The 24,597-nt window shown below is 68.0% G+C and carries 27 protein-coding genes and 1 tRNA gene; 8 read left to right on the forward strand and 20 right to left on the reverse strand.

Annotated features, from left to right (window positions below; translation table 11 throughout):
- Positions 1 to 74: 74 nt before the first annotated feature.
- Complete coding sequence (locus ACSR87_RS09840) at positions 75 to 293, forward strand: DUF7535 family protein (RefSeq protein ID WP_004044470.1); 219 nt, start codon at positions 75 to 77, stop codon at positions 291 to 293.
- A gap of 57 nt (positions 294 to 350) precedes the next feature.
- On the opposite strand, the gene ACSR87_RS09845 is transcribed toward ACSR87_RS09840, so the two are convergent.
- From ACSR87_RS09845 to ACSR87_RS09890, 10 genes are all read right to left on the reverse strand, one after another.
- On the reverse strand, positions 351 to 1,346 hold the full coding sequence (locus ACSR87_RS09845) for an ornithine cyclodeaminase family protein (RefSeq protein ID WP_498530341.1): 996 nt from the start codon (positions 1,344 to 1,346) through the stop codon (positions 351 to 353).
- Between the two features lie 297 nt (positions 1,347 to 1,643).
- Complete coding sequence (gene thsB, locus ACSR87_RS09850) at positions 1,644 to 3,287, reverse strand: thermosome subunit beta (RefSeq protein WP_008577130.1); 1,644 nt, start codon at positions 3,285 to 3,287, stop codon at positions 1,644 to 1,646.
- Positions 3,288 to 3,502: 215 nt separating this feature from the next.
- Entirely contained in the window at positions 3,503 to 3,895 is a 393-nt protein-coding gene (locus ACSR87_RS09855; protein ID WP_405309274.1) for a DUF7383 domain-containing protein, read from the reverse strand.
- Positions 3,896 to 3,958: 63 nt separating this feature from the next.
- Positions 3,959 to 4,141, reverse strand: coding sequence for a hypothetical protein (locus ACSR87_RS09860; RefSeq protein ID WP_498530342.1), 183 nt, complete (start codon positions 4,139 to 4,141; stop codon positions 3,959 to 3,961).
- A 476-nt stretch (positions 4,142 to 4,617) separates the two neighbouring features.
- Positions 4,618 to 4,698: transfer RNA gene (locus ACSR87_RS09865), tRNA-Ser, on the reverse strand.
- 29 nt (positions 4,699 to 4,727) lie between these two features.
- Positions 4,728 to 4,934: a DUF7981 family protein gene (locus tag ACSR87_RS09870; RefSeq protein ID WP_008577134.1), complete on the reverse strand. Its 207-nt coding sequence runs from the start codon at positions 4,932 to 4,934 to the stop codon at positions 4,728 to 4,730.
- Position 4,935: 1 nt separating this feature from the next.
- The gene (locus tag ACSR87_RS09875; RefSeq protein WP_004970500.1) at positions 4,936 to 5,322 is read right to left on the reverse strand and encodes a Rid family detoxifying hydrolase; all 387 of its coding nucleotides are present in this window, start codon (positions 5,320 to 5,322) and stop codon (positions 4,936 to 4,938) included.
- Between the two features lie 84 nt (positions 5,323 to 5,406).
- A complete protein-coding gene (locus ACSR87_RS09880; RefSeq protein ID WP_004044462.1) occupies positions 5,407 to 5,613 on the reverse strand; it encodes a hypothetical protein in 207 nt (68 codons plus the stop codon).
- Positions 5,614 to 5,652: 39 nt separating this feature from the next.
- Positions 5,653 to 6,651: a cytochrome d ubiquinol oxidase subunit II gene (locus tag ACSR87_RS09885; protein WP_498530343.1), complete on the reverse strand. Its 999-nt coding sequence runs from the start codon at positions 6,649 to 6,651 to the stop codon at positions 5,653 to 5,655.
- Complete coding sequence (locus ACSR87_RS09890) at positions 6,644 to 8,068, reverse strand: cytochrome ubiquinol oxidase subunit I (protein ID WP_498530344.1); 1,425 nt, start codon at positions 8,066 to 8,068, stop codon at positions 6,644 to 6,646. Before ACSR87_RS09890 ends, ACSR87_RS09885 begins: the two co-directional genes overlap by 8 nt.
- A 352-nt stretch (positions 8,069 to 8,420) precedes the next feature.
- Here ACSR87_RS09890 and ACSR87_RS09895 point away from each other — a divergent pair, with 352 nt between their 5' ends.
- Positions 8,421 to 8,627, forward strand: a complete 207-nt coding sequence (locus ACSR87_RS09895; RefSeq protein WP_498530345.1) for a hypothetical protein — start codon at positions 8,421 to 8,423, stop codon at positions 8,625 to 8,627.
- Between the two features lie 45 nt (positions 8,628 to 8,672).
- Here the strand turns inward: ACSR87_RS09895 and ilvA are convergent, their stop codons facing one another.
- Positions 8,673 to 9,884, reverse strand: a complete 1,212-nt coding sequence (gene ilvA / locus ACSR87_RS09900; protein WP_498530346.1) for a threonine ammonia-lyase — start codon at positions 9,882 to 9,884, stop codon at positions 8,673 to 8,675.
- A gap of 356 nt (positions 9,885 to 10,240) precedes the next feature.
- Here ilvA and ACSR87_RS09905 point away from each other — a divergent pair, with 356 nt between their 5' ends.
- A complete protein-coding gene (locus ACSR87_RS09905) occupies positions 10,241 to 11,632 on the forward strand; it encodes an MATE family efflux transporter (RefSeq protein WP_498530347.1) in 1,392 nt (463 codons plus the stop codon).
- Between the two features lie 111 nt (positions 11,633 to 11,743).
- Here ACSR87_RS09905 and citZ read toward each other — a convergent pair whose 3' ends face one another.
- Positions 11,744 to 12,883: a citrate synthase gene (gene citZ / locus ACSR87_RS09910; protein WP_498530348.1), complete on the reverse strand. Its 1,140-nt coding sequence runs from the start codon at positions 12,881 to 12,883 to the stop codon at positions 11,744 to 11,746.
- Positions 12,884 to 13,180: 297 nt separating this feature from the next.
- Between citZ and ACSR87_RS09915 the strand changes: the two genes are divergently transcribed.
- Positions 13,181 to 14,389, forward strand: a complete 1,209-nt coding sequence (locus ACSR87_RS09915; RefSeq protein WP_008577144.1) for a potassium channel family protein — start codon at positions 13,181 to 13,183, stop codon at positions 14,387 to 14,389.
- A 50-nt stretch (positions 14,390 to 14,439) separates the two neighbouring features.
- On the opposite strand, the gene ACSR87_RS09920 is transcribed toward ACSR87_RS09915, so the two are convergent.
- Positions 14,440 to 14,757, reverse strand: coding sequence for a DUF7536 family protein (locus tag ACSR87_RS09920; protein WP_498530349.1), 318 nt, complete (start codon positions 14,755 to 14,757; stop codon positions 14,440 to 14,442).
- A gap of 70 nt (positions 14,758 to 14,827) precedes the next feature.
- On the opposite strand from ACSR87_RS09920, the gene ACSR87_RS09925 reads away from it, so the two are divergent.
- Positions 14,828 to 15,784, forward strand: a complete 957-nt coding sequence (locus tag ACSR87_RS09925; RefSeq protein ID WP_006600716.1) for a succinylglutamate desuccinylase/aspartoacylase family protein — start codon at positions 14,828 to 14,830, stop codon at positions 15,782 to 15,784.
- A gap of 78 nt (positions 15,785 to 15,862) precedes the next feature.
- Positions 15,863 to 16,966 (forward strand): pyridoxal-phosphate dependent enzyme, encoded by a 1,104-nt coding sequence (locus ACSR87_RS09930; protein ID WP_498530350.1) that lies wholly within the window; start codon positions 15,863 to 15,865, stop codon positions 16,964 to 16,966.
- A 17-nt stretch (positions 16,967 to 16,983) separates the two neighbouring features.
- Here ACSR87_RS09930 and ACSR87_RS09935 read toward each other — a convergent pair whose 3' ends face one another.
- From ACSR87_RS09935 to ACSR87_RS09960, 6 genes are all read right to left on the reverse strand, one after another.
- The gene (locus ACSR87_RS09935; RefSeq protein WP_498530351.1) at positions 16,984 to 18,324 is read right to left on the reverse strand and encodes a phage NrS-1 polymerase family protein; all 1,341 of its coding nucleotides are present in this window, start codon (positions 18,322 to 18,324) and stop codon (positions 16,984 to 16,986) included.
- A gap of 126 nt (positions 18,325 to 18,450) precedes the next feature.
- Positions 18,451 to 18,726 (reverse strand): YgaP family membrane protein, encoded by a 276-nt coding sequence (locus ACSR87_RS09940; protein ID WP_498530352.1) that lies wholly within the window; start codon positions 18,724 to 18,726, stop codon positions 18,451 to 18,453.
- Between the two features lie 119 nt (positions 18,727 to 18,845).
- Positions 18,846 to 19,580 carry a protein-L-isoaspartate O-methyltransferase family protein gene (locus tag ACSR87_RS09945; RefSeq protein WP_008577155.1) on the reverse strand — a complete coding sequence of 245 codons (735 nt, stop codon included), beginning with the start codon at positions 19,578 to 19,580 and terminating at the stop codon, positions 18,846 to 18,848.
- Positions 19,581 to 19,601: 21 nt separating this feature from the next.
- Positions 19,602 to 20,540 carry a class I SAM-dependent methyltransferase gene (locus tag ACSR87_RS09950; protein ID WP_498530353.1) on the reverse strand — a complete coding sequence of 313 codons (939 nt, stop codon included), beginning with the start codon at positions 20,538 to 20,540 and terminating at the stop codon, positions 19,602 to 19,604.
- Positions 20,541 to 20,636: 96 nt separating this feature from the next.
- Positions 20,637 to 21,293, reverse strand: coding sequence for an HVO_0476 family zinc finger protein (locus tag ACSR87_RS09955; RefSeq protein ID WP_004065274.1), 657 nt, complete (start codon positions 21,291 to 21,293; stop codon positions 20,637 to 20,639).
- A gap of 129 nt (positions 21,294 to 21,422) precedes the next feature.
- A complete protein-coding gene (locus ACSR87_RS09960) occupies positions 21,423 to 22,382 on the reverse strand; it encodes an aminopeptidase (RefSeq protein ID WP_498531055.1) in 960 nt (319 codons plus the stop codon).
- A gap of 189 nt (positions 22,383 to 22,571) precedes the next feature.
- On the opposite strand from ACSR87_RS09960, the gene ACSR87_RS09965 reads away from it, so the two are divergent.
- Positions 22,572 to 23,639, forward strand: a complete 1,068-nt coding sequence (locus tag ACSR87_RS09965; protein WP_115802147.1) for a type II glyceraldehyde-3-phosphate dehydrogenase — start codon at positions 22,572 to 22,574, stop codon at positions 23,637 to 23,639.
- A gap of 75 nt (positions 23,640 to 23,714) precedes the next feature.
- On the opposite strand, the gene ACSR87_RS09970 is transcribed toward ACSR87_RS09965, so the two are convergent.
- Positions 23,715 to 24,203, reverse strand: coding sequence for a metallophosphoesterase (locus ACSR87_RS09970; RefSeq protein ID WP_498530354.1), 489 nt, complete (start codon positions 24,201 to 24,203; stop codon positions 23,715 to 23,717).
- Between the two features lie 72 nt (positions 24,204 to 24,275).
- Here ACSR87_RS09970 and ACSR87_RS09975 point away from each other — a divergent pair, with 72 nt between their 5' ends.
- Positions 24,276 to 24,590: a hypothetical protein gene (locus tag ACSR87_RS09975; protein WP_498530355.1), complete on the forward strand. Its 315-nt coding sequence runs from the start codon at positions 24,276 to 24,278 to the stop codon at positions 24,588 to 24,590.
- Positions 24,591 to 24,597: the final 7 nt, after the last annotated feature.

Here is a 24,597-nt window from a genome sequence, read left to right on the forward strand (position 1 = left end):
CCGCGACGCGGCTTTCGGGGCGACCGCTCCTCTCCGTCGCTCGATTTATCCTCTAGCCGAACGAACAGTATCGTATGAGCGAAGACGACTCGTCGAGCCTCGCACGGAAGGCCTACCACACCGTCACGCCGGGGTCGCACATGCGACCCGACAGCGAGATGGACTCCATCGGGTGGACGATGTTTCTCATCCTCGTCGTCCTGTTAGTTCCGTTTCTGCCCTTCATCGCCATCGTCTACGTCCTCTCGAAGGTGTTCGGCTACCTCAACGCGCAGCGCGGGCCGAGCCCGTAGCCCGGGAACTCGGGCCGAAAAGAAAGATGAATGCCAGCCGCGTCGCGTCGGGCGGCCTCACTCGGCGAGGCCGAGGAGGTCGAACGCGTAGCCGTTGTCGTTTTCGAAGGCGTGCTCGTAGGCGACGTGCGCCGCCGCCACGTCCTGAATCGCGAGTCCCGTCGAGTCGAAGACGCTGATGCCGTCGGCGTCGGTGCGGCCGTCGAGGTTGCCGAGGACGATGTCACCGATTGCGCCGTAGATGTCGTCGTCGGTGAGAACGCCCTCGTGGTACGGGACGTTGATTTCGCCGGAGTGGGTGGTCTGGGCGTGGTCGTCGATGACGAGCTTGGCGTCCAACAGCACCTCGTCGGCGAGTTCGTGTTTGCCCTCGGCGTCGGCCCCCATCGCGTTGATGTGGGTGTGGTCACCGACCGCCTCGCGCGGGACGATGGGCGACTCGACGGGGGTCACGGTCGACAGCACGTCACAGCTCGCGGCCTCCTCGATGGAGCCGGCGCGGATGTCGAACTCGTCTTCGAAGGCGTCGATGAAGTCGGCGACGCGTTCTTCGTCGAGGTCGGAGATGACGACCTCCTCGATGTCGCGGACCTCGCTGATGGCGCGAAGCTGCGTGTACGACTGGACGCCCGCGCCGACGATGCCCATCGAGGACGCGTCCTCGACGGCGAGGTGGTCGGTGGCGACGGCCGCGGCCGCGCCGGTGCGGAGCATCGTGAGCTCCGTCCCGTCGAGCAGCGCCAGCGGGAAGGCGTTCTCGGGGTCGGAGTAAATCATCGTGCCCATGACGGTGGGCAGGTCGTACTTGTCGCCGTTGTCGGGGTGGACGTTGACCCACTTGATGCCCGCGGCGTCCCAGTCGCCCGCGTCCAGATAGGCGGGCATCGACCGGAAGTCGCCGTTGTACTGCGGCAGGTCGATGTAGGACTTCGGCGGCATCTGGGCGTCGCCGGACTCGTAGGCGGCGAAGGCGTCCTCGATGGCCGAGATGAGCTCCGGCATCTGGACGTTCTCGTGAACGTCGTCCTTGTTCAACAGCAGCGTCTTGCGCATGGAGACACGTTGCCGTACCTGCTACTTAGTTCGTTCTATTTCTGAACACAACTGCAAGTGTATCTGAGAAAGTGAGAGAATTATCCAACTTCTGAGCGGCGGGTGAGTCGGAACGGTCGGCTTCCTTCGGACTGTCGGGAGATCGTAGTCGGCGCGAGTCGGCTGCCACTCCGTCGCGCGCCGCCGTTCAGACGCCGTAGCCGCGGCTCTCCGGCCGTCTGGGACGCTCGCCAAAATAACGTGGTCTGTCGCGCGGTGCAGGCGTCGGGGGATGGGTGTGAAGGCGTTAGCCGATTTTTACATCGCGCCCCCCATGCCGCCCATGCCACCCATGCCACCCATGCCGCCGGGTGCGCCGCCCTCTTCGTCGTCGTCGCCGCCGGTGGAGAGGTCACCGGCCGCGATGATGTCGTCGATTTTGAGGACGAGGTTCGCGGCTTCGGAGGCGGAGGCGACGGCCTGCTCTTTGGCGTGGGCCGTCTCGACGACGCCGGCGTCGAAGGCGTCTTCGACCTCGCCGGTGAAGACGTTCAGACCGGCGCGGACCTGACCCTCTTCGTGGGCCGCGCGGAGGTCGACGAGCGTGTCGATGGAGTCGAGGCCGGCGTTCTCGGCGAGCACGCGCGGGACGAGTTCGAGCGCATCAGCGAACGCCTCGACGGCGAGCTGCTCGCGCCCGGAGACGGAGTCGGCGTAGTTGCGGAGGCGCGAGGCGAGTTCGACCTCGATAGCGCCGCCGCCGGCGAGCACGCGGCCGTCAGCGACCGTCGAGGCGACGACGTCGAGGGCGTCCTGAACGCCGCGTTCGAGCTCGTCGACCACGTGGTCGGTGGAGCCGCGGAGCAGGAGCGTGACGCCGTGGACGTCGTCGCCGATGCCCTCGACGTAGAACAGCTCGTCGGCCTCGTCGCGGCGGACGGAGGCGCGACCGAGGTCGGCGGCCTCGATGGAGTCGAGGTCGGAGACGACCGCCGCACCGGTGATGTTCTTGAGGAAGCGGATGTCGGACTTCTTCGTCCGGCGGACCGCGAGGATGCCCTGCTTCGCGAGGTAGTGCTGGGCGAGGTCGTCGATGCCCTTCTGGCAGAAGACCACGTCAGCGCCGGAGTCGACGATCTGGTCGACCTTCTGCTTCAGCTGGGCCTCCTCCTGGTCGAGGAACTTCTGGAGCTGGTCGGGGCTCTCGATGGAGACGTTCGTGTCGATGTCGGTCTCCTCGACCTCGACGGGCTCGTTGAGCAGCAGCACGTCGGCCTCGTCGAACTGGACCGGCATGTCGTCGTGGACGGGGTCCTTGTCGATGACGGCGCCGGTGAGGAGTTCGGACTCGGACGCCGAGCGGCCGGTCTGCGTCTCGATGGAGACGTTTTCGAGGTCGACGACGTGGGAGCCGTCGTTGGCTTCCACGGTGACCTGCCGGACGGCGCGGACGATGAGGTCCGCGAGAAGCTCCTTGTTGAGTTCGGAGCTCTTGCCCGTCATGGAAGTCTCGGCGACCTTCTTCAGGAGTTCCTCGTCGTCGGGGTCGACGCGCTCCGCGATGTCGTCGATTTCCTCGCGCGCCTTCTCGGAGGCGAGGTTGAAGCCGCGGATGATGGCCGTCGGGTGGATGTCCTGTTCGAGGAGGTCCTCGGCGTTCTTCAGGAGTTCACCCGCGATGGCGACCGCCGTCGTCGTTCCGTCGCCGGCTTCGTCCTCCTGCGTCTCGGCGACTTCGACGATCATCTCGGCCGTCGGGTTGTCGATGTCCATCTCCTTGAGGATGGTGACGCCGTCGTTCGTGATGGTGACGTCGCCCATCGAATCGACGAGCATCTTGTCCATCCCTTTGGGGCCGAGTGTGGAACGTACCGCCTCGGCGACTGCTCGTGCGGCGCGGATGTTGTACTCCTGCGCGTCGCGGTCCTTGACGCGCTGTGCATCCTCGCCCATGATGATCATCGGCTGACCCTGCTGCATTCGCTGGCTCATAGACAGGCCTTGATTGTTTGTGATTCTATAAAAAAGCTTCGCCGCCGAATCGAAGGACGGAATCCGAGCGCTCGCCGTGTACTCCCGATAATCGCGCGACTGAGCCCGTCTTCGATATGTTCGAGGGCAAAGTATGGTACGCTATTTCACACCATAATTTGTGCCCGGTCGAACCGCTTTATACGCTACTCCTCGACCGGCTCTTTCCAGTGGACCGTCACCGTTCCGACGGCGAACGCGTCGTCGCCCTCGTCGTCGCGGACGACTCGGATGGTGTTCGTCCCTTCGACGAGGCTCGCGCCCGTGACGGTGTCGACCCAGTACTGCCAGCCGTCGCCCGGCGGGATATCGAACCCCGAAAGCGGGTCGCCGTTGATTCGAATCTCGTGGCCGTACTCGCCCACGTCGAACGCCTGGATGCCGAGATACGGCTCTCTGGGGTCGTCGGTCGGCACGTCGAATTCGAACGTCTCCGTCTCGTCTCCGGCGTCGTCCGCCCAGTCGAGGTCCAGCGTCTCGCCTTCGGGGTGGAGGTGCGAGCCGATGAACACGGTCGCGTAGTTCGCGCGGTGGTGCACGCTCACACGTTCTGCTGCGCCCGATAAAAATTCGCGTGGTCGGAGGTCGTGTCGGCCGCGCCGTCAGTCGTCGTCGGGGAGTTCGTCAGCGAGGAACTCGCCGTCGGCGTCGTCGCTCGCGGCGTCAAGCGGGGGCTCGTCGTCGTCTCCGTCTAACACCGATAACTCGCGTTCGTACAGCCGCTCGGTGAGTTGGGTCCGCTTGTTGAGGCCCTTCTTCTCGCGGCCGGTCTTGGTGTCAGGCATTGTCAGTCGTGGTATCGTATCCCATGGGGATGAATGTTTTGTCCGAACAGTTGATACGGTCGGGTCCGTGGTGGTGCCCTGAATTGGGTCGCGTCGAACTGGGGGTGCCCTTCCAGTTTCGACGTAGTTACTCCTTCGTTGGCGAGGCGATAGACTCCGCCGACGGTTCCCGCCGTCCGGCGATTGAGGGAGAAACTATGTGCTTCGGGCGCGAAGGGCGGGAGTTCGAGTTGGTGTTTTTGGACATGCGCTGAGGTCGCAGATGTGGCTTTTTAGAGACCGTCAGAAGCGGGATTTGAACCTCGGTCGCTCACGACTCACGGCTCCGCCGTTCGTCTCACTGCGACACTTCGTGTCGCACATTGCTCACTCTGTTCGCTTCGCTCCTTGGTTCAAATCCTCCGGCGGCGTTCTCCCGAACTCGCCGCCCGCAGCGCGACGAGACGCGCTGCTACGAGAGTTGAGTTCGGAAGAAGCGCCAGGAGAGGGATTTGAACCCCCGATCCCAGAGGGAACACGCTTTCCAGGCGTGCGCCTTACCGCTCGGCCATCCTGGCTTACAACGCAACGTTCCCGCCTGGATAATTTAAGCCCTTCCTTTCCGTTCGAGCCGCGGCTCGATGACGTATGTCACGGACGCGACCGCGACGCCGGACGCGACCGCCACCGCGGCGACCGCCCCGAACGACGCGTCGATACCGAGTCCGAGGAGGACCGCGCCCTGCGCGAGGACGCCCACGAGGAGGAGGCTCGCTGCGCCCCACGCGAGCGCGGATCGGACGCGGCGGGCCACGTTACTCCTCGTCGACGACGGCGACGGCCTCGATTTCGACGCCGACGCCCTTCGGCAGGTTGCCGACCTCGACCGCCGAGCGGGCCGGCGGCTCCTCGTCGAAGTAGGTCGCGTACGTCTCGTTCATCTCGTCGAAGTCGTCGATGTCGGCGAGGAACACCGTCGTCTTCAGCACGTCGGTCGCGTCCGCGCCGGCCTCCGCGAGGATGGCCATCACGTTGTCGAGCGACTGCGTCGTCTGCGTCGCGATGTCCTCGTCGTCGAGGAGGTCGCCGTCCGGCGTCAGCGGAATCTGTCCCGCCGTGTAGAGCAGCGAGCCGTTGGTCGTCGCCTGACTGTACGCACCGACCGCGGCCGGCGCTTCGTCGGTTTCGATGACGCGCTTCATACGCGGTGGATTTCGCCACGACGTGATAAAATAGGGTGGAACGACCGGGTCCGCGGCGGAGCGTCCCCGCCGCGGTCAGCCGGGCTACACCGATTTCCCGGAGAGGCTGATGCCGGTCGTGAGCACGCCCGAGGCGAACAACAGCCCCATCCCGAGGGCGGTCACGACATCGCCGTCTCGGAGCGCGAACCCCGCGACGGCGACGCTGACGACGACCAGTCCGAGGCCGAGGAGGGTCAGCGGTTTGGTGAGCGATTCGGCGGTGGGTTCGGTGTTGGGGAGCGTAGCCATGGGTGGATTGGTTGTGGGGGAAGGGTCGATTGCGGTCGGTCAGGAGTACGATTCTCCGGTTTCGATGGGGCCGCTGAACGTCGAGTAGAGGATACCGAAGTAGGTAAACACGAGCGGCAGGAGGAGCGCCGACGCGACGCTCATGATGTTCAGCGGGAGCACGGAGATGATGGCGTCCGAGACGGTCAGCCCGGTCGCGGGGTCGGCCAACGGGAACATGAGCGTCGCCACGAGCGCGACGAACGCGAACACGAGCACCGGCACGGCCCCGAACGCGAGCGTGTAGCGCCCCTCGCGGAGCGCGAGCAGGTAGCCCGCAGCGGCGGCGAGGCTGGCGACGACGAGCGCCAGCGGAATCGGTGCGAGAACGCCGAGGTCGGGGCGGACGGCGACGAGGTAGCCGAGCGTGACGACGACGAGCGCGAGGTAGGCGGCCATGGCCCGCGGGCCGTAGTCGGCCACGTCGCGCTGGAGGCTCCCGCGGGTCTTCATGGCGAGGAAGCCGACGCCGGCGACGACGGTGAGCGCGACGACCGCGAGGCCGACGACGACGCCGGGCAGCGACAGGAGCGACTCGACGCCGAGGAGCCAGTGGGCGGCGAACACGCCGAGGAAGAAGGGCGCGCTCACGCTGCCGACGACGAACGCCCGGCCCCACCACGTCTGCCACGCCTCGTCGTGGCGCTGTTCGTACATCTCGGGGGCGAGCCCGCGGAGGATGAGCGCCCCGAGGATGGCGAACATGAGCAGGTAGTGGCGGCTGAAGAGGTTCGCGTACACCGCCGGGAACGCGGCGAACAGCGCGCCGCCGAACACGACGAGCCACACCTCGTTACCGTCCCAGAAGGGGCCGATTGCGGCCAAGAGCGTCTCGCGTTCCTCCTCGTCGTCGCGAGTCGCGAAGATGGCCCCGACGCCGAAGTCGAACCCGTCGAGGAACAGGAACATCCCGAGGATGAAGAAGACGAGCCCGAACCACAACTCCTGCAACGGCAGGCCGAAAAGCGGGTCGGTGGCGAACGCGCCGTAGTCAGTCATCGCCGGTCACCCCCGCGGGGGAGGCGGCCTCCGCACCCGCCTCGGTCTCGTCGATGCTCGGCGGCCCCTCGCGGATGATGCGGCGAATCACGTAGGTGTAGAGCGCGAGCAGGCCGGTGTACACGACGGCGAAGCCGACGAGCGTGAGCGTCGCCTCGAAGCCGGTGAGTCCCGGCGAGACGCCCTCGCTCGTCCTGAGGACGCCCTGAATGACCCACGGCTGTCGGCCCACCTCGGTGACTATCCAGCCGACCTCGACGGCGAAGATGCCGAGGAGCGACGACCCGACGAACGCCTTGTGCAACAGGTCGTCCTCGTACAACTCGTCGGCCCACCAGCGGTAGCCCGCCCAGAACGCCAAGAGGATGAACCAGAACCCCGCGGCGACCATGAGCCGGAACGACCAGAAGACGATTGCGACCGGCGGGGCCTCCGTGTCGAACTCGTTCAGGCCGGTGATTTCGGCCTGCGGGTCGCCGCCGCTGGCCAGCCACGAGGCCCCGCCGGGGATGCCGATGCCGAACAGCTCTTTCGCGCGCGGGTCGGTGATGCCGTCGAGGCTCGTCGGGATGGCGAAGATGTACTCGGGGACGTAGCTGTCGGTCTCCCAGACTGCCTCCATGGCGGCGAACTTCTGCGGCTGGGTCTCGTAGACGTGGCGGCCGTAGGCGTCGCCGTGAATCGCCTGAAACGGCGCGGTCACGAGCAGGACGACGAGCGCGATTTTGAGCGTCTTCCGCCAGAAGCGCGCGCCCTCGCGGTCGTCGTCGGCGGTGATGCCGCGCTGCCAGACGTGGTACGCCGCGACGCCGGCCATGAACAGCGCGACCGACAGCACCGCGGCGTTCTGCATGTGGACGAACATCCACGGGAACCGCGGGTTGGCGTACGCCGCGATTGGGTCGACGAGCGAGACGACGAGCTGGCCGCTCTCGCGCGCGAGTTCGTACCCCCGCGGCGTCTGCATCCACGAGTTGGCGACGAGAATCCACACCGCCGAGAGCCACGTCCCGAGGCCGACGGCGACGGCCGAAACCATGTAGAGCGCGTCGGAGACCTTCTCGCGGCCGAAGACGAACACCCCGAGGAACGTCGCTTCGAGCATGAACGCCATCATCCCCTCGGTGGCCAGCGGGCCGCCGAACAGTTCGCCGGCCGCCGTCGAGAACGCCGCGAAGTTCGTCCCGAACTCGAATTCGAGGACGATGCCCGTCACGGTGCCGACGACGAACGAGACGGCGAAAATCTTCGTCCAGAACCGCCTGAGCTGCTCGTACACCGGGTCGTCGGTGCGGATGTCCTTCCACGTGAAGTAGATGAGGAAGGGCGCGAGGCCCATGCTCATCACGGGGAAGATGATGTGGACGATGGTCGTGAGCGCGAACTGCAGCCGGCTGGCGATGACTGGGTCGAGCATGGTTGGGGTGCGGGGTCGCTGACGACGGGGCGAACCGGGGCGCGGGGGACGGGGCTTCCCTCTTAAACGCCTTCGTATTGGGGGAGGGTCAATCCCTGCATGCTTCCCACGAAGTGAAAATCATCGTAGACGGTGTCTCCCGCCCGAATTCGACATAATCGTCCGGGTTAAAAGTCGAACGCTCGTCGGAGCTCGGCGGGCCAGAAACGCGCTCACACGCTCGCAACGCGCCCGTCTCGGGTGGGTTCGGGTCGCCAACGCACCGACTGCGCCGCCTCAACCGCCCCGACCGCCCCAACTGCCCCGACTGCCCGACCGACAAGCATAGGCCGGAACCGTTCGGATGTAGCACATGAACCTCCTGTGGCAGGCTGTCTACGTCGGAATTGGGGTTCTCGGCGTCGTATACCTCGCGTTCCCCGCGCGAGTCTACGCGTTCGGGTTCGAGTTCCTCCGCCGCTCGCCCTCGGAGGAGTCCGGGGAGTCCGCCGCGCCCGTCTGGCTCTACCGGGGTATCGGCGCGCTCCTCGTGTTTATCGGGGTCACGGGATTCGTCTGAGCGCCGGTCTCAAACCCGGTACCCGGCCGGTCCCGGCGACGCGGGTCAGTCGAGGACTTCCACGTCGTAGCCCGCGTCGCGGAGCTCCCCGAGGAGCGACTCGACGTGGTCGGGACCGCGCATTTCGAGGTCGATTTCGACTTCCGTCGCGTTCAGCGCGATTTTCCGGGAGGTGCGGTCGTGCCTGACGGCGTAGATGTTCGCCTTCTCCTCGGCGATGATTTCGATGAGCTGTTCGAGCGAGCCGGGGCGGTCCTTCAGCTCGGTCCGAATCTTGAGGTACCGACCCGTCTCGACGAGGCCGCGCATCACCACTGTCGTCAGCGTGTTCATGTCGATGTTGCCGCCGCACAGCGCGGGGACGACGACCTCGCCCTCCTCGTAGTCGAACTTCTGGAAGACGAGCGCCGCGAGCGCGACGGCCCCCGCGCCCTCGACCAGCGTCTTCGAACGTTCGAGCAGGTAGGTCAGCGCCACGGCGATTTCCTCGTCGGAGACGGTGACGACCTCGTCCACGCGCTCGCGGATGACCTCGAAGGGCTTGTCACCGATTCTGCGGACGGCGATGCCGTCGGCGATGGTGTCCACCTCGTCGATGGTCTGAATCGAGCCCTTGTTCAGCGAGTCCGCGGCGCTGGAGGCCTGTTCCGCCTGCACGCCGATGACCCGGGCGTCGGGGAACTGTGCTTTGATGGCCGTCGAGATGCCGGAGATGAGGCCGCCGCCGCCGATGGGGACGACCACGGTGTCGAGGTCGGGGCAGTCCTCCGCGATTTCGAGGCCGATGGTCCCCTGTCCGGCCATGACGTACTCGTCGTCGAAGGCGTGGACGTAGGTCCGGCCCTCGGACTCCTCGATTTCGTGGGCCTTGGTCTGCGCCTCGTCGTAGTCGTTGCCGTAGAGCACCACGTCGCCGCCGTAGCGCTCGGTCGCTTTCACCTTGGAAATCGGCGCGTACTCCGGCATGACGATTTTCGAGTTCACGCCCGCTCGCGACGCCGCGAGCGCGACGCCCTGCGCGTGGTTGCCGGCGCTCGCGGTCACGACGCCCGCGTCCTTCTCCTCCTCGGAGAGCGTCGTGATGCGGTTCGTCGCGCCGCGAATCTTGAACGACCCCGTGCGCTGGGAGTTTTCGAGTTTCAGGTACACCTCGGCACCCGTCATCTCCGAGAAGGTGTGGGAGTACTCCAGCGGTGTCCGTCGGGCGACCGCTTCGACGCGCTCGCGGGCGGCGCGTACGTCGTCAAGCGTGAGCATGGTCGGAAATCACCCGTGTCTGCGTTTAATCGTTCGGGAATGTATCGGTATCAGGGGCGTGATGTCAACCCTCATGGTCGTCGGTTGAGGACTCTGGTTCGCGCCCGCCGACGGACGCCGTCGCGGTCGCTCGCCGGTCGGTGAAAGGGGAAAGGGGGAATGCACGCGTGTGACGTGCAACTGTCTTTCTGGTCCCCGCACATATAAACGTCCCCCACCCGGAGTGAAAGTGAAATCGGGGGACTGCGGCGACCAGTCGCTCGCGTCTGACGCTCGGCATTCGTGCGTCGCATCGAGCGCGGTCGGCCGGTCGCCGCTTCCGGTACCGTCAACTGCGAGAGGGCCGTGGCCTCGGCATGAACCTCGGTCGCCTCCGGCGGGTCTGGAAGCGTATCTTCTCGCTCGCGTGGCCGGTGATGGCCGAACAGACCGCCCAGACGGCGATGCGGACCGTGGACGTGGCCGTCACCGCCGCGCTCTCTCCCGCCGCGGTCGTCGCTATCGGCCTCGCCGACCTCTACGCCCGGTTTCCCCTCCGAATCGGTCTCGGACTCGGCGGCGGCGCGATTGCGCTCTCCAGTCAGGACACGGGCAGCGGCGCGGACGCCAACCGGAGCGAGGCCATCTCGACGGCGCTCCTCCTCGCGTTCCTCGCGGGGATTCCGTTCCTGATTTTCGGCTTCACGCTCGGCGGAGCGGCCATCGACGCGTTCCCGGCGAGCGACCGGGCCGTCGCCTTGGGCACGACGTATCTCGCGGTCATCTTCGCCACCTCGCCCGCGCGGTTGGTCTCGCTCGTCGGCTCGCGGTCGCTGCAAGGCGTCGGCGACACCCGGACGCCGATGCTGGTCAACGTCTTCGCCAACGTCGTCAACATCGGGCTGTCGGTCGGTCTCGGCTTCGGCCTCGTCGGCCTGCCGGCGCTCGGCGTGCTGGGCGTGGGGCTCGCCACTTCGACCGCCAACGTCCTCTCGGCGGGACTGCTCCTCGCCGCGCTCGCCCGACCTGCGTCGCCGACCTCGCTGGTTCGGCCCCGCGACCGGACGGTCGCCGGCCAACTCGTCCGTATCGCCACCCCGCGGGTCGGCGAGGGTATCGCCGCCGAACTCGCGGAGTTCCCGTTCAACGCCCTGCTCCTCGGCTTCGGTGACGCCGTCAACGCCGGCTTCCAAATCGGCCGCCGGGTGTACCAGCAGGTCGCAAGCCCGCTGGCGCGCGGCTACAACGTCGCCGCCAGCGTCCTCGTCGGGCAGGCGCTCGGCGCGGGCGACAGCGAGACCGCGCGGTATCAGGGCGGCGCGGTGGCGTTGCTTTCGGTCGTCACGGTCGGCGGTATCGGACTCCTGCTCGCGGCGTTCACCGAACCCATCGTCGGCCTCGTCGGCTCCGGCGGCGGCGCGGACCTCGACTGGGCCGCGAAGTTCGCCGTCGCCTACGGTCTCGCCGCGCCGGGGCTGGCGCTGTTCGTCGGCCTCTCCGGGTCGTTACAGGGTGCGGGCGCGACGCGGATTCCCTTCGTCGCCCGGCTGACCGGGGTGTTCGGCTTCTTCGTCGGCCTGTCGTACCTGCTCGTCGAGGGGTTCGGCTACGGCCCGCTCGGCGCGCGAATCGGCATCGTCCTGTCGTTTACGTGGATGGGGCTGTTCGCGCTCGTGGCGTTCTACCACGCCGACTGGGCGGGCCACGCCGACTCGCTCATGGTCGAACGCGGGAGCGTCGGCGTCGACGACGTGGGCGAAGACGACTGAGGGCGGCGCGTGCGGCGGAAGGCGAACGCGGGAGCGGGAGGCAGAGAGTGAAGGCGACGACGCGTCGCTCCGGGGGCAGCAGACGGAAAAAAGTCGCGTGCGGTTCGTCGCCTATCGCTCGTCGACCGGCGTGAAGTCGAGGTCTTTCTCGCCGGTGTAGCGGGCGCGGGGGCGGATGAGGCGGTTGTCCTCGTACTGTTCGAGGACGTGCGCAATCCAGCCGCCGACGCGCGAGACGGCGAAGATGGGGGTGTAGAGGTCGATGGGGATGCCCATCTGGTAGTACGTCGACGCGGAGTAGAAGTCCACGTTCGGCGCGAGACCCTTCTCCTCGCCGATGTACTCCTCGATGGCGACCGACATCTCGTACCACTTCATGTCGCCGGCGGCCTCGCCGAGCGCCTCGGACTTCGCGCCGAGAATCTTCGCGCGGGGGTCCTTGACGTTGTAGACGCGGTGGCCGAATCCGGCGACGCGCTCGCCGCGGTCGAGGGCGTCTTTGACCCACTCGGTCGGGTCCATGTCGCTGTCGTCGACGTCCTTCAGCATCCGCATGACGTTCGCGTTCGCGCCGCCGTGGAGCGACCCCGACAGCGTGCCGATGGCCGACGTGACCGCGCTGTAGAGGTCAGAGAGCGTCGACGACGTGACCATCGCGGAGAACGTCGAGGCGTTCAGGCCGTGGTCGGCGTGGAGCACGAGCGCCATGTCGAACGTCTCGGCGAGCACCTCGTTCGGCTCCTCGCCGTTGAGCATGTAGAGGAAGTTCGCCGCGTGATTCAGGCTCTCGTCGGGTTCGACGTAGTCGTCGCCGCGGCGGAAACGAGCGTACGCCGCGAGCACCGACGGCATCTTCGCCGTGATGCGCTTTGCCTTTTCGAGGTTGACCTCGCGGTCGGTCACGTCTTCGAAGTCGGCGCTTTCGTCGTACGCCGACATCGACGAGACGAGCGTTCGGAGCGCCGCCATCGGTGACTCGTCCTGTTCAGCGAGTTCGCGTGTCACGTCGAGCACGCCGTCGTCGAGCCCGCGGTGAGCCGCGAGTTCGTCGCTGAACGCGCCGAGTTCCTCGCTCGTCGGAAGCTCCCCGTGCCACAGGAGATAGAGCACTTCCTCGTAGCTTGCGTCCCGTGCGAGGTCTTCGATATCGTACCCGCAGTAAACGAGTTGTCCCGCGTCGCCGTCGATGAAACTGAGTTTCGATTCGGCGACCAGCACACCTTCCAGCCCCCGCTTCAGTTCGCCTGACATACCCAGAACGTTGCCTACCATATCAAAAAAGCGTTATCGTTTTCACTCATCTGTTACCGACCGCCATACACATACAGTGGCAGCCCCGTCTGTCGGTTTCGCGGATAGTCGGTGTCTAAAATAGTGTTCGACGATTGTCGTTATTTTCGGGGCACTTATACGGAGTTCCCGAGCGGGCCGCGCGCGCTGCTCGGACGACCTGCAAACTCATATCCCCCGACGGCGTAGTTCTCTCGAACCACGGTGGCACCACTACTCCTGGCAAGCCTTTTGCCGTCCCGTCGTGAAGGCGGGCGCATGAATCCGGAGGACATCGAGTACGAGCCTGTCAGCGTCAAGGCCGTCCTCGCCGAGATGAAAGACACCGCGGAGTTACTCATCGACCTCTCGTACTCCGCCGTCCTCCACGCCAACGACGACCTCGCGGCCGAGGTCCTCGACCTCGAAGAGCGGATGGACATCCTCCAACTGCAGGCGCGCATGAGCCTGATGATGGCCGCCCGCAGCCCCGAGGACGCGGAGGAACTCGCGCCCGTCCTCGGGGTCGTCGGCGCGGCCGAGAAGATTTCGGACGCCGCGGGCGACATCGCCAAGGTCGTCATCGAGGACATCGGCCTCCCGGACGCCATCCGCGCGGCGCTCCCCGAGGCCGTCGAGACGACGATTCGGTGCGAGCTCACCGACGAGTCGCCGTACGCGGGCCGGGACCTCGGTGACATCAACATGGAGACCGAGACGGGCGTCCGCGTCGTCGCCATCCACCGCGCCGGCGAGTGGGTGACGAACCCCGACCACGAGACGACGCTCCGCGCCGGCGACGTGCTCCTCCTCCGCGGCCGCGACGACGGCCTCCACACCGTCCACGAGGCCGCCACCGGCCTCCGGTACGACCCGCCGGACGTGCCCGAGCCGACCATCGAGGACCTCGAACGCGCCGTCGACTCCATCGTCCTGATGAAGGATATGAGCGAACTCGCCGTCGACCTCGCCTACGGCGCGGTGCTGTTCGACAGCGAGGGCGTCGCCGAAGAGGTCGAGGAGCTCGAAGCCGAGGTGGACGCGCTCAAGTCCCGGTTCGAGGCGTGGACGCTCCGCGCGGCGAGTCGCGTCGAAGACCCCGTGTCGCTCCGCGGTCTCGTCCAACTCGCGGGCGCGACGGAGATGATTTCCGACGCCGCGCTCGAAATCGCCGAAGGCGTCCTCCGCGGCATCGACGCCCACCCGGTCGTCGCCGCCGCGGTCAAGGAGTCCGACGAGGTCATCATCCGCCTGCGGGTCGCCCCCACAAGCGACCTCGCGGAAGCGACCCTCGGGGACCGGCGCGTCAAGTCCGAGACGGGGATGCGCGTCATCGCGGTTCGACGGGCCGGCGGCCGCGAGTGGGTCGTCTCGCCGGGGTCGGAAACGCGGCTCCACGGCGGCGACCTCATCATCGCGAAAGGGACCAGAGCCGGCGCGGAGCGACTGGGCGAACTCGTCGGCGACGAACGCGAGTTCGACGAGTAGGCCGACCCCGACCTGACCCATCCCGAAACCGAACTGCCGAAACCGCCGACTCAGAGCGTCTTACTCAGCCGATACGCCGAGACGAGCGTCAGCACCGTCGCGACGAGGAGCGCCGTCGCGGACGCGAGGACGAACGCGAGGAGAAGAAACCAGCCCTCGGGGCCGAGTATCGGGTACTCGCGGGTGCCGGCAAAGGGGCCGAACAGCTCGAGCACCCGAAACAGGTAGGCGACGACGGCCAAGGCGAGACCGACGGCCGCCCCGATAGCGGCGTTTCGCGGCACGTCCAGCGCCTGCACCAGTCCCCCCGTCGGCGGCCGTTCGGGAACGTCGTCTGTCACGGTCGCCGGTAGCGGCTGCGAGACCATAGCGGCAACGCTTTCCTCGGGGGCTCAGCGGACCGAACCCCTAAAGGGAGGCGGGTCCGAGGTTGGCGGTATGATTACCTTGGGAACGGCGAGCGCGGCCCCCGGGGAGATGGACGTGGGCCGCCTCGAAGTCGGCGAGTCCCGCGACGGCGGGAGCGTCGGCCTGCCGGTCGCCGTCATCAACGGCGCGTCGTCGGGCAAGACGCTCTACATGCAGGCGGCGTCGGACGGAGACGAACTCAACGGCGTCGGCGTCATTCAGCGGGTCGTCCCGCAGCTCGACCCCGCGGATATCTCCGGGGCGATTCTCGTCGTCGGCATCGTCAACTACCACGCGTTTCAGGTCGCACAACACCGCAATCCGATAGACGACACGAAGATGAACCGGGCGTACCCCGGCGACGAGCGCGGAACCTCCTCGGAGCGCATCGCGGCCGCGACGTTCGCCGCCGCCCGCGACGCCGACCTCATCGTCGACCTCCATCAGGGCTCGACGAGCCGGATGATAGACGAGGTCCGCGTCCGCTGCGGTCGCCACCACCGGATGCACGCGAAATGTCTTCGACTCGCCAAGACGTTCGGCTGCGGCTACGTCCTCGACCAGAAGGGTCCGGACGGCCAACTCGCCCGCGCCGGCCCCGACGCCGGGATTCCGACTATCGACCCCGAACTCGGCGGCTGCGTCGGTTGGGACGAAGAGAGCATCGAGAAGGGCGTTCGCGGCGTCCACAACGTCCTCCGCGGCTACGACTTCCTCGACGGCGACGTGGAGCTGAAAGCCCAGACCCGCGCCCGCGGCTTCGACCAGTACGGCTCGCCGGTCGGGGGCCTCGTCCGGTTCAAGCGCGACCTCGGTGAGCGCGTCTCCGCCGGCGACGTGGTGTTCGAGGTGACCGACGTGTTCGGCACGCTCAAAGCCCGCGTCACCGCCGACCACGACGGCATCTTCTGGCGGGCGCGCCGCCTCCCGCAGGTCGCCTCCGGCGAGTACGTCTGTTCCGTCGGCATCGACCTCGACACGTACTGATTCCGACTCCATTCCACCCGATTCGACCACTTCACTCGACTCGGCACCACCTCACCCGATTCACCCCACTCACTTCCCATGACGACACCACCCGACCTCCCCGCTCGGCTCCGACTCGCGTGCGACAGTTGCGGCGAGACGTACGACGCGTGGCGCTGGCGCTGTGCCTGCGGCGAGCCGCTGGATTTCGCGGCCGACCCGACGCCGCCGGCAGCGACCCCCGACGACGCCGACCTCGACTACCGCGACGGCCTCTGGGCGTTCGACGACTTTCTCCCGACTGAGCCGCGCGCCAGCCTCGGCGAGGGGATGACGCCCCTCGTCGACGCCGCGGAGTGGGAGGCCTCGTTCAAACTGGAGTACGTCTTCCCCTCCGGCTCGTTCAAGGACCGCGGCGCGACGACGATGCTCTCGCTCGCGTCCGAACTCGGCGTCGAGCGCGTCGTCGAGGACTCCTCGGGCAACGCGGGGGCCGCCGTCGCGACCTACGCCGCCCGCGCCGGTATCGACGCCGAAATCTACGTGCCCGCGTCGGTCAAGCCCTCGAAGGTCCGCGCCATCGAGCGCGCCGGGGCGAAGCCGGTCCGCATCGAGGGTTCCAGACAGGCCGTGACCGACGCCTGCGTCGAGGCCGTCGAGGCCGACGACGCGTGGTACGCGAGCCACGCGTGGAACCCCGCGTTCTTCGCGGGCACGGCCACCGTCGCCTACGAAATCGCCGCCCAGCGCGACTGGTCGGTCCCCGACGCGGTCGTCACGCCGCTGGGCCACGGGACGCTCTTCCTCGGCGCGTACCGCGGCTTCCGCGCGCTCTACGAGGCGGGCTGGACCGACCGGATGCCCGAACTGTACGGCGCGCAGGCCGCCGGCTACTCGCCCATCGCCGACGCCCGCCACCACACGGCCGACGAGACCAACGACGTGGCCGACGGTATCCAGATTCTCGACCCCGTCCGCGAGGCCGAGATTCACGAGGCGCTCGACGACACCGGCGGCGACGCCATCGCCCTGTCGGCCGACGCGGTCGAAGACGAACTCGACCGGCTCCACCGCCACGGCTTCTACACGGAGCCGACCTGCGCCGTCGCGCCCGCGGCGCTCCGCGAACTGCGACTCTCGGGCGTCCTCGACCGCGACGCCGACGTGGTCGTGCCGCTCACCGGAAGCGGTCTCAAATCGTGAACCGGCTCAGAACACAGCTACCGTAGCGCTCTCCACGACCGAAGCCAGCCGACCAACGACCAGCCGCGTCCCGCGTTTTCGACGCCGGCTCTCGCTTCGGCTCCCGTGCGGTCGCCCGCTCGGGCTTCGAGGTCGCGTCGCCGCTCGCGCTCCGCGTCGAGTTCGTCGCGGAGTCGCTCGTTCTCGTCGACGACCTCGTCGAGCCGCGCCCGGAGTTCGTCGAGTCGGTCGAACCCCCCGCGACCGTCGCCCGGTGACGCGCCGGGTGAACCCGGCCGTCGCGCCGGGTCGGCCACCGCGTCGTCGTCGCGCCGATTCCGGTTCAGGCGTCGGTGTCGGTCGTCGTCCGATTGCGTCGCTGACCGCCGCACCGCGCTCGACCAACCGGACGGGTCGTAGAACTCGCTGGTCTCCCGAATCGCTCGCCGGACCGTCTTCGCGCCGTAGGTCGAGCCGTCGGCGTGGACGACTTCGTCCCACGCCGGCCGAAAGAGTCCGGAGTCCCGAAACAGGCGGCACATCTGTCGGGCGTCGCCGGCCGTCCAGAACGCGAGCATCGAACACAGCGCCGCGTCAGCCTCGTCGCGGTCGTCGTAGCCGCTCGCGTCACCCCGCCACAGGCGGGTGAACGCCACCCCGTTGACGGCGTTCGAGGCGCGGCGGACGACCTCGTCGTCCGTGAGGTCGTTGCCCGGGCCGCTTATCTCGTCGAGTCGTGCGTCGGCGGGCGCTCGGTCCGAGTTCGGAGCGTCTGGGTTGACCGAGTCGATTGAGGCGGTCGGGGCGACGGGGGCGACCGACGGCGACGGCTCCGGGTCGGTTTCGAAGTACGCACCGTGAACCGTCGCGAGCGCGTCGCTCCGTTCTGCGACCGCCGCGGGCGCGCCGTCGGCGCAGTCGCCGGTCACGGGGCGGAACCGCGTGGCGTCCGAGAGTTCGAGGCCGCCGGCTCGGGCGCTCCCTGACGGGAGCGTCCCGCGGACGATAACGCGGAACCCCGTTCCCGAGGGAGTCACTTCCGTGTAGGAGTCGAGTCGGTCGACGAGCGCCCGCGCCCACTCGTCGGTCGCGCCGGTCTCGGCGTCGCGGCAGTTTTCGAGTTCGATACCGACGAACGGGTCGTCGTCGGTGAACGCGAACCCCACGCCGTCGACGCGCCTCTCCCGAGCACACGCGAGCGCCTCGTCGAATGTCGCCCACGTCGAGTCGTCAGTTGCCGATGCGGGCCCGCCGTCGGTCGCGCTTCGGGGCACAACTGTCTCCTCGCCGTCGCACAGTTGCGTTCGCCACCCGACCCAGTTGGCCCGTTCGAGCAGGTCGTCCGGGAGCTGTTCCCGCGTCGGGAGTGGTGGCGTCATCGCTACCGCCGGTCTCTGGAGCGATGCAAAAGCTGTTTCCCGCAAGATATCATATTTGATACCTAGCGACCGGTCTCGCCGCACTCGTCGGTCCGGCCGGGTTCGAGTGTCGAGTCGAAGAAAAGCTTACTGCGCGCGGGGTTTCCCCGCGGATTCGGTCTCGGTCGCCGTCGCGCCCTCGTAGGTGTTGACGCCCAGCAGGTCGTTGAGCGGGCACTTCTGGGTAACCGCCGTGGTCGCGAGGACCGCTCCGACGAGGAGCGCCGCGACCGCGATGACGAGTCCGAGGGTGCCGGCCGCGATGGTCAGGAAGCCCGCGAGACCCGCCGTCCCGACGACGACGAGTACCGGTCCGAGGACGGCGCGCGCGATACGGTCGTAGCCGCCGACGTTCTTCTCCATGGTTGATTCACCGGTGCTAACTACGCGTTCGGCGGCTAAATCGTGCACCGTCGGTTCTCGGCCCCGGAGAAGCGTGACTGTCGCGTCGGCCGATACGTCGGGAGCTCGGCCCGACTCGTCTACCCGCTGCCGCCCCAGTCTATCCAGTCCTGTTCCCAGCCGTGGCCGGCGTGCCAGCCGCGACCCTCGTACTCGGGGTCCTCGCGGCGCGTCCGGTTTCTGACGATGCTTCCGGTCTGTTCGCCGTCGACGAGCAGCGGCTTGAACGACAGCGGACCGAACGACTCGGCCACTTCGCCGTCCTCGACGGCGACGAGCGTCTGCTCGCCGACGCCCTTCGGCATGACGAGTCGGCCGCCGTCAGCGAGCTGTGCGAGGAGTCGCGCGGGCGGGCGGACCGCCGAGGCCTCGACGAGGATGCGGTCGAAGGGTGCGTAGTCGGCAAGCCCCTCCGCGCCGTCGCGGCAGTCCACGAGGACGCCGCCGTAGCCGGCGCGCTGGAGGTTCTCGCGCGCCTCGTAGACGAGCGAGCGCGTGATGTCGACCGCGTGGACGCGGGCGTCGCCGACGATTTCAGCGAGGACCGCGGCGGTGTAGCCGACGCCCGCGCCGACGACGAGCACCTCGTCGTCCGGGTGGGGGTCGAGCGCGGCGAGCAGGCGCGCGACCGTCGTCGGCGCGAGGATGGTCGTGTTCGTGTCGCGGTGCTCGGTCGGGCGGTTCTGATACGGCGAGTCGGTGACGAACTCGTGTCGCGGGACGCTGCGCATGGCGATGGAGACGGCCTCCGGGAGCGACTCGAGCGAGTGCTCCAAGCCGTCGACCATGTCGTCGCGCAGCACCGAGTTGTCCATAGTCGACCTCGGAGGTCGGTCCTAATCAACCGCACGCTCGCCAACGACCGCCTGGAGGTCGGTCCCCGGCACGTCTCGGACCGTACAGCCGTCGAATCCGGCCGATTCGACCCACGAGCGAACCGTCGTCTCGTCGTGGAGGTCGCCGCGACCGGCCGCGAGCGCGTCCACCGCTCGCTCGGCCGTCGCCTCGGTCGAACACCGGCCGTACAGGCTATCGACGAACACCGCCGCGCCGCCGGGTTCGAGGGCGTCGAACGCGCCCGCGACGAGGGCCCGCGCGTCGTCCGGGTCGCGCCCGGCGAAGGCGTCGCCGGCGAAGACCAGTTCGAACCCCGATACCGGCGGGTCGGTCGGGTCGCCCGCGACGAGGTCCACGCCGGCCCGGGAGAGGAGCGGCCGGACGACTTCCACGGTTTCCGCGTCGTCGACGAGGGTCACGTCGCGGCCGCGGGCGACGAACTCGCGGGCGAAGACGCCCGACGCGCCGCCGAGGTCGAGGACGCGCGTCGCGTCGGGAGCCGCGCGGACCGCGGCGGTCACGCAGGCCCGGACGACCGACTCCTCGGTGGCGTCGTGCGCGCCGAGGCGGTTCCGGAGCCAGTCGTCCGGGAACGCGGGGGTCTCGCCGGTCGCCATCGTCTCCGGGAGGTCGGCGTAGAGCGAGAATCGGTCCAGCGCGTGCGGGAGGCGACCGATGGAGCGCACGTCGCGCTTGGCGAGGAAGCCGAGCGCGCGGTTCGTTATCTCGTACTCGTCGCCGACGCGCTTGATGAAGCCCATCGCGGCCAGCGCCTCGACCGCGATGCGGGCGGCTCGGCGGTCGATACCGGCGGTGTCGGCCACGGCCTCGGCGGTGCCGGCGCTCGTCGTGAGCGCGTCGATGACGCCGCTCTCGCGGGCGGCCCACAGGAGCGCGAGCGATTCGACCGACGACTGCGACCGGTCGCGGGTAGGCATGGTCGCACCGACGGGTCGGGAGACAAAAGGTCGTGCGTTGGACGGGCGGTATCGTCCGGCGTCGGCGGGGCGGGGCGTTTCGGCGTCGGAGTTCCCTTACCAGGCCGACCACGCGGTCGAGGTCTGGTCGCGGGCGTAGACGCGCTTCGCGTCCTTCGCGTACACCATGTCGCCGGGGTGGTCGAGCTTGCCGTGGCGGTACTCGGGGGCGTCCGAGCGGACGACGAGGCCTTCGATTTCGACCTCTTCGTCACCGAACGCCTCCGTCTCGCCGACGACGAACTCGTAGTCGCCGGGGACGTTGACGGTGACGCTCCGGGTGTCCTCGCGCTTACCGTCCTTCGGGTGGATGGTGACGTTGACCGCGACGTTGTCGACGACGCGGGTCCAGACGGTCTTCACGTCCGCGACCGCGGCCTCGTCGGCGCGCTGTTCGGGGCCGACTTCGATGCCCGTGATGCGCACGAGCTGAATCGCTTCCGGCGTGTCGACGATGAACTCGTCGCCGACCTCGATGGTCGTGCCGACCGGCACGGGCACCTCGGTCGAGACGGAGTCGCCGTCCTGCGAGACGACGACGTTCATCTCGGTCTCGTCGGGAATCTCGACTTTCTCCTTGTGGACGTGGCTGCATTCGGTACACCGGACGGTCGAGTGACCGCCGGGCTTCAGCACCTCGTGGACGGTGGGTTCGTCGGGCGAACACGTCGGACAGGAGAGGGGGACGCGCTCGCCGGCGTCGGGTAGGCTCATACGGGTCGCTAGCCCATCAGGCCGTAAAAAGCCGCCTTTCTCCGTCTCGGCGTGGGAGTCGATGGCAGGACGCTCGCTCAACGAACGGGGCGAGCCGACCGACCGGCCGCGGTCTCGGCGTGCACCCGTTTAGGGCCGCGGCAGGTCGACTTCTTCGCCGTCGGCGTACACCGCCGGCTCGCGGATGATACCGTCGAGGTGGAGCGGCGCGTCGGTGTCGCCGCCGATGCCGGCGTCGTCGCCGATGGCGATGTGGACCGTGCCCGCGGCCTTCTCGTCGAGCAGGACGGAGCCGACGAGGTCGGTGACGCCGACGTTGGTGCCGATGCCGATTTCGGCGAGGTTGTAGGCGTCCTGCCCGACTTCCGCCGCCGCGGCCTCGACCTGCTCGCGGATGTCATCGTCGGAAATCTCGGTGACGTAGCCGTCTTCGACCTCGAAGCGGAGTTCCTCGCCCTCGTCGAGGCGGCCGTGGGGCATCATCGTCCCGTCGACGACGTAGGTGCCCGTCGCGGACGCGGGGCTGAGGAAGATTTCGCCCGCGGGGAGGTTCGAAAACGAGCCGGACGCCGCGATTGCGCCGGTGTCTGCGAGCCACTCGCGGTCCCCGCGGACGAACGTGATGTCCGTGCCTTTCTCGGTCGTGACGCGGAGTTCGTCGGCGTCGCCGACGGCGTCGAGCATCGCCGCGCTGTGGTCGTAGATGGCGTCGTAGTCGGCGTCGAGGCCGGTGACGAACACCTCCTCGGTGATTCCGGGAAGGGTCGCGCCGCGAGCGCCGGCGTCGCAGGCGTCGCCGCGGGCGCGGGTGTGGCTCAGGCTCTTCGTCGTCGGCGCGAGGAAGGCGTCGCAGGACCGCATCGCGGCGGCGACCGGCGCGGGCGGCTCCTCGCCGTGTTGGTTCCCCGGCGGGTAGCGGACGATGGTCGCGTCGTCGGTCACTTCGCTTGCGACCTCGTAGAGCGCCTCGCCGATGCGCTCGCGCTTGTCGTCGGTGACGACGACGAGCGACTCGTCGGGCTGAAGGTCGAGACACTGACGGACCGCCGTCTCGCTGGCGGCGCGGAGGTCGGCGTCGGCTTCGGTCATGTGGACACCTGCGCCGCCGGCGCTGTTAGGCGTTCCCATCTGCCCCCTCGCGTTCGGTTTCCGCCCCGTCGCCCCGAATCGGGGGTTTCACTCGCCTCGGAGGTAATCGAGGGACTCACTCGCCCGAGAGTTAATTTCTAAGTATTAACCATCGAAATAACTATGGTCGGGCCCGGTCGTTTGTCTCCCATGATACGAGTGGGTGTCAACGGCTACGGCACAATCGGAAAGCGCGTCGCCGACGCGGTCCACGCGCAGCCCGACATGGAACTCATCGGCGTGGCCAAGACCCAGCCCAACTTCGAAGCGCACACCGCGGGCGAACGCGGCTACCCGATGTACGCCGCGATTCCGGAACGCTCGCCGCTGTTTTCCGAGGCCGGCGTCGACCTCGCCGGCGAGGTTGACGAACTGGTCGCCGAGGCCGACGTTATCGTCGACTGCACGCCGTCCGGCATCGGCGCGGAGAACCGCGAACTGTACGAGACGCACCACACGCCCGCCATCTTCCAGGGCGGCGAAGACGCCGACGTGGCCGACGTGAGCTTCAACGCGCGGGCCAACTTCGACGCCGCCCGCGACGCCGACTACGTCCGCGTCGTCTCCTGTAACACGACCGGCCTCTCGCGCATCATCGCGCCGCTCGAAGCCGAGTACGGCGTCGAGAAGGTTCGGGCGACGCTCGTCCGCCGCGGCGGCGACCCCGGCCAGAACTCCCGCGGGCCGATAAACGACATCCTGCCGAACCCAATCGAGATTCCGTCGCACCACGGCCCCGACGTGAAGACCATCTTCCCCGGCCTCGAAATCGACACGCTCGGTCTGAAGGTGCCGGCGACGCTGATGCACGTCCACGCGCTCAACGTCACGCTCGAAGACGACGTGACCGGCGCGCACGTCCGCCAACTGCTCGAAGGCGAGAACCGCGTCTACGTCATCCCGGAGGGGATGGGCATCGACGGCGCGGGCAAGCTCATGGACTTCGCGCTCGACGCGGGCCGCCCGCGCGGCGACATGTGGGAAAACTGCGTGTGGGGCGAGTCCATCGGCGTCAACGGCCGCGACCTCTACCTGTTCCAGGCCATCCACCAGCAGTCCGACGTGATTCCCGAGAACGTCGACGCCATCCGCGCGATGTTCGACCTCGAAGACCAACAGGACAGCATGGCGCTCACCGACCGGACGCTCGGCATCGGCATCTCCGGCGACCCTTCTGGGTTCTCTGAGCAGGCGCGCGCGGAGTTCGCCGACGACTAACGGCGAATCGTCTGTTCAGTTCGGTGCGGTGTGGTTCGGTGCGGCTGCGGTTTTTCACCCACTCGCTTCGCTCCCTCAGAGCGACCGCGACGCCACGTTCCCGGTGTCGAGGTCAACGATTGCGACGTGGAACGCGTCGTCCGCGCCGGGAATCGGCAGGCCGCCGGGATTGATGTGCGTCGTCTTCCCGCGGTGTTCGACCACCCGCTCGTGGGTGTGGCCGCGCAGGACGAAGTCGTACGTCCCCGAGTCGACGAGCGCGTCCACCAGTCCGGCTTCCGTGCCGTGGTACACCGCTATCTCTTGGCCGTCGAGCGTCAGGTGCGCGAAGTCGCCGTGGTAGGTACCGAACGACTCGACCGCCTCGCGGAGCGCCCACTCGCCGTCGTTGTTGCCGCGGACGGCGTGGAAGTCGAAGTCCGCGTCGAACGGCGCGGCCGAGAAGGGCGCGACGATGTCGCCGCAGTGGACGACCGCGTCAACGCCCTCCGATTCGAAGTGCGAGACCGCGGCTTCGACGTGGTCGAGGTTGTCGTGCGTGTCGGAGACGACGCCGAGTTTCATGGGAGTCGGTTCGGCGGCGTCGGCTATCAACGTTGGGTGACACTTATGTCCCGCGCGGTCCCCGTTCGGGGCGTGTCAGAACGAGACGGCTCCGACGGCGACGCGAGCGAGACGGACGGCTCCGACGAGACCGCCGACGACGCCGGGGAAGTCGGGTCGCCGGCGCTCAGCGTGACGCTCGGCGGCGGAACGAACGTCGTCATCGGCGCGGCGATGGCGGGTTACGCGGCGTTCAGCGCCGGGTGGACGCTGGCGGTTCGCGCCTCGGGGAATTTCCCCGACGACAACGCCGTCGGCGGACTCCTCACGCTGTTGGTCTTCGCGGGCGGCGTCGCGATTCTCGTCGATGGCGCGGCCGGCGTGTTCGCCGAGAAGAGGGACGGGTGACGCTACG

The organism is Haloferax sp. SDI50 (genome assembly GCF_059802635.1).

Excerpts from the sequence above, each read along its gene's own strand:
- ACSR87_RS09960 (WP_498531055.1), bottom strand. The coding sequence starts at position 22,382 with ATGACCGAAGCCGACGCCGACCTCCGCGCCGCCAGCGAGACGGCGGTC.
- ACSR87_RS09935 (WP_498530351.1), bottom strand. The coding sequence starts at position 18,324 with ATGACGCCACCACTCCCGACGCGGGAACAGCTCCCGGACGACCTGCTC.
- citZ (WP_498530348.1), bottom strand. The coding sequence starts at position 12,883 with ATGTCAGGCGAACTGAAGCGGGGGCTGGAAGGTGTGCTGGTCGCCGAA.
- ACSR87_RS09840 (WP_004044470.1), top strand. The coding sequence starts at position 75 with ATGAGCGAAGACGACTCGTCGAGCCTCGCACGGAAGGCCTACCACACC.
- ACSR87_RS09880 (WP_004044462.1), bottom strand. The coding sequence starts at position 5,613 with ATGGCTACGCTCCCCAACACCGAACCCACCGCCGAATCGCTCACCAAA.
- ACSR87_RS09930 (WP_498530350.1), top strand. The coding sequence starts at position 15,863 with ATGACGACACCACCCGACCTCCCCGCTCGGCTCCGACTCGCGTGCGAC.
- ACSR87_RS09905 (WP_498530347.1), top strand. The coding sequence starts at position 10,241 with ATGAACCTCGGTCGCCTCCGGCGGGTCTGGAAGCGTATCTTCTCGCTC.
- ACSR87_RS09945 (WP_008577155.1), bottom strand. The coding sequence starts at position 19,580 with ATGGACAACTCGGTGCTGCGCGACGACATGGTCGACGGCTTGGAGCAC.
- ACSR87_RS09955 (WP_004065274.1), bottom strand. The coding sequence starts at position 21,293 with ATGAGCCTACCCGACGCCGGCGAGCGCGTCCCCCTCTCCTGTCCGACG.
- ACSR87_RS09940 (WP_498530352.1), bottom strand. The coding sequence starts at position 18,726 with ATGGAGAAGAACGTCGGCGGCTACGACCGTATCGCGCGCGCCGTCCTC.
- ACSR87_RS09860 (WP_498530342.1), bottom strand. The coding sequence starts at position 4,141 with ATGCCTGACACCAAGACCGGCCGCGAGAAGAAGGGCCTCAACAAGCGG.
- ACSR87_RS09845 (WP_498530341.1), bottom strand. The coding sequence starts at position 1,346 with ATGCGCAAGACGCTGCTGTTGAACAAGGACGACGTTCACGAGAACGTC.
- ACSR87_RS09875 (WP_004970500.1), bottom strand. The coding sequence starts at position 5,322 with ATGAAGCGCGTCATCGAAACCGACGAAGCGCCGGCCGCGGTCGGTGCG.
- ACSR87_RS09925 (WP_006600716.1), top strand. The coding sequence starts at position 14,828 with ATGATTACCTTGGGAACGGCGAGCGCGGCCCCCGGGGAGATGGACGTG.
- ACSR87_RS09885 (WP_498530343.1), bottom strand. The coding sequence starts at position 6,651 with ATGACTGACTACGGCGCGTTCGCCACCGACCCGCTTTTCGGCCTGCCG.
- ACSR87_RS09965 (WP_115802147.1), top strand. The coding sequence starts at position 22,572 with ATGATACGAGTGGGTGTCAACGGCTACGGCACAATCGGAAAGCGCGTC.
- ACSR87_RS09950 (WP_498530353.1), bottom strand. The coding sequence starts at position 20,540 with ATGCCTACCCGCGACCGGTCGCAGTCGTCGGTCGAATCGCTCGCGCTC.
- ilvA (WP_498530346.1), bottom strand. The coding sequence starts at position 9,884 with ATGCTCACGCTTGACGACGTACGCGCCGCCCGCGAGCGCGTCGAAGCG.
- ACSR87_RS09920 (WP_498530349.1), bottom strand. The coding sequence starts at position 14,757 with ATGGTCTCGCAGCCGCTACCGGCGACCGTGACAGACGACGTTCCCGAA.
- ACSR87_RS09970 (WP_498530354.1), bottom strand. The coding sequence starts at position 24,203 with ATGAAACTCGGCGTCGTCTCCGACACGCACGACAACCTCGACCACGTC.
- thsB (WP_008577130.1), bottom strand. The coding sequence starts at position 3,287 with ATGATCATCATGGGCGAGGATGCACAGCGCGTCAAGGACCGCGACGCG.
- ACSR87_RS09915 (WP_008577144.1), top strand. The coding sequence starts at position 13,181 with ATGAATCCGGAGGACATCGAGTACGAGCCTGTCAGCGTCAAGGCCGTC.
- ACSR87_RS09895 (WP_498530345.1), top strand. The coding sequence starts at position 8,421 with ATGAACCTCCTGTGGCAGGCTGTCTACGTCGGAATTGGGGTTCTCGGC.
- ACSR87_RS09890 (WP_498530344.1), bottom strand. The coding sequence starts at position 8,068 with ATGCTCGACCCAGTCATCGCCAGCCGGCTGCAGTTCGCGCTCACGACC.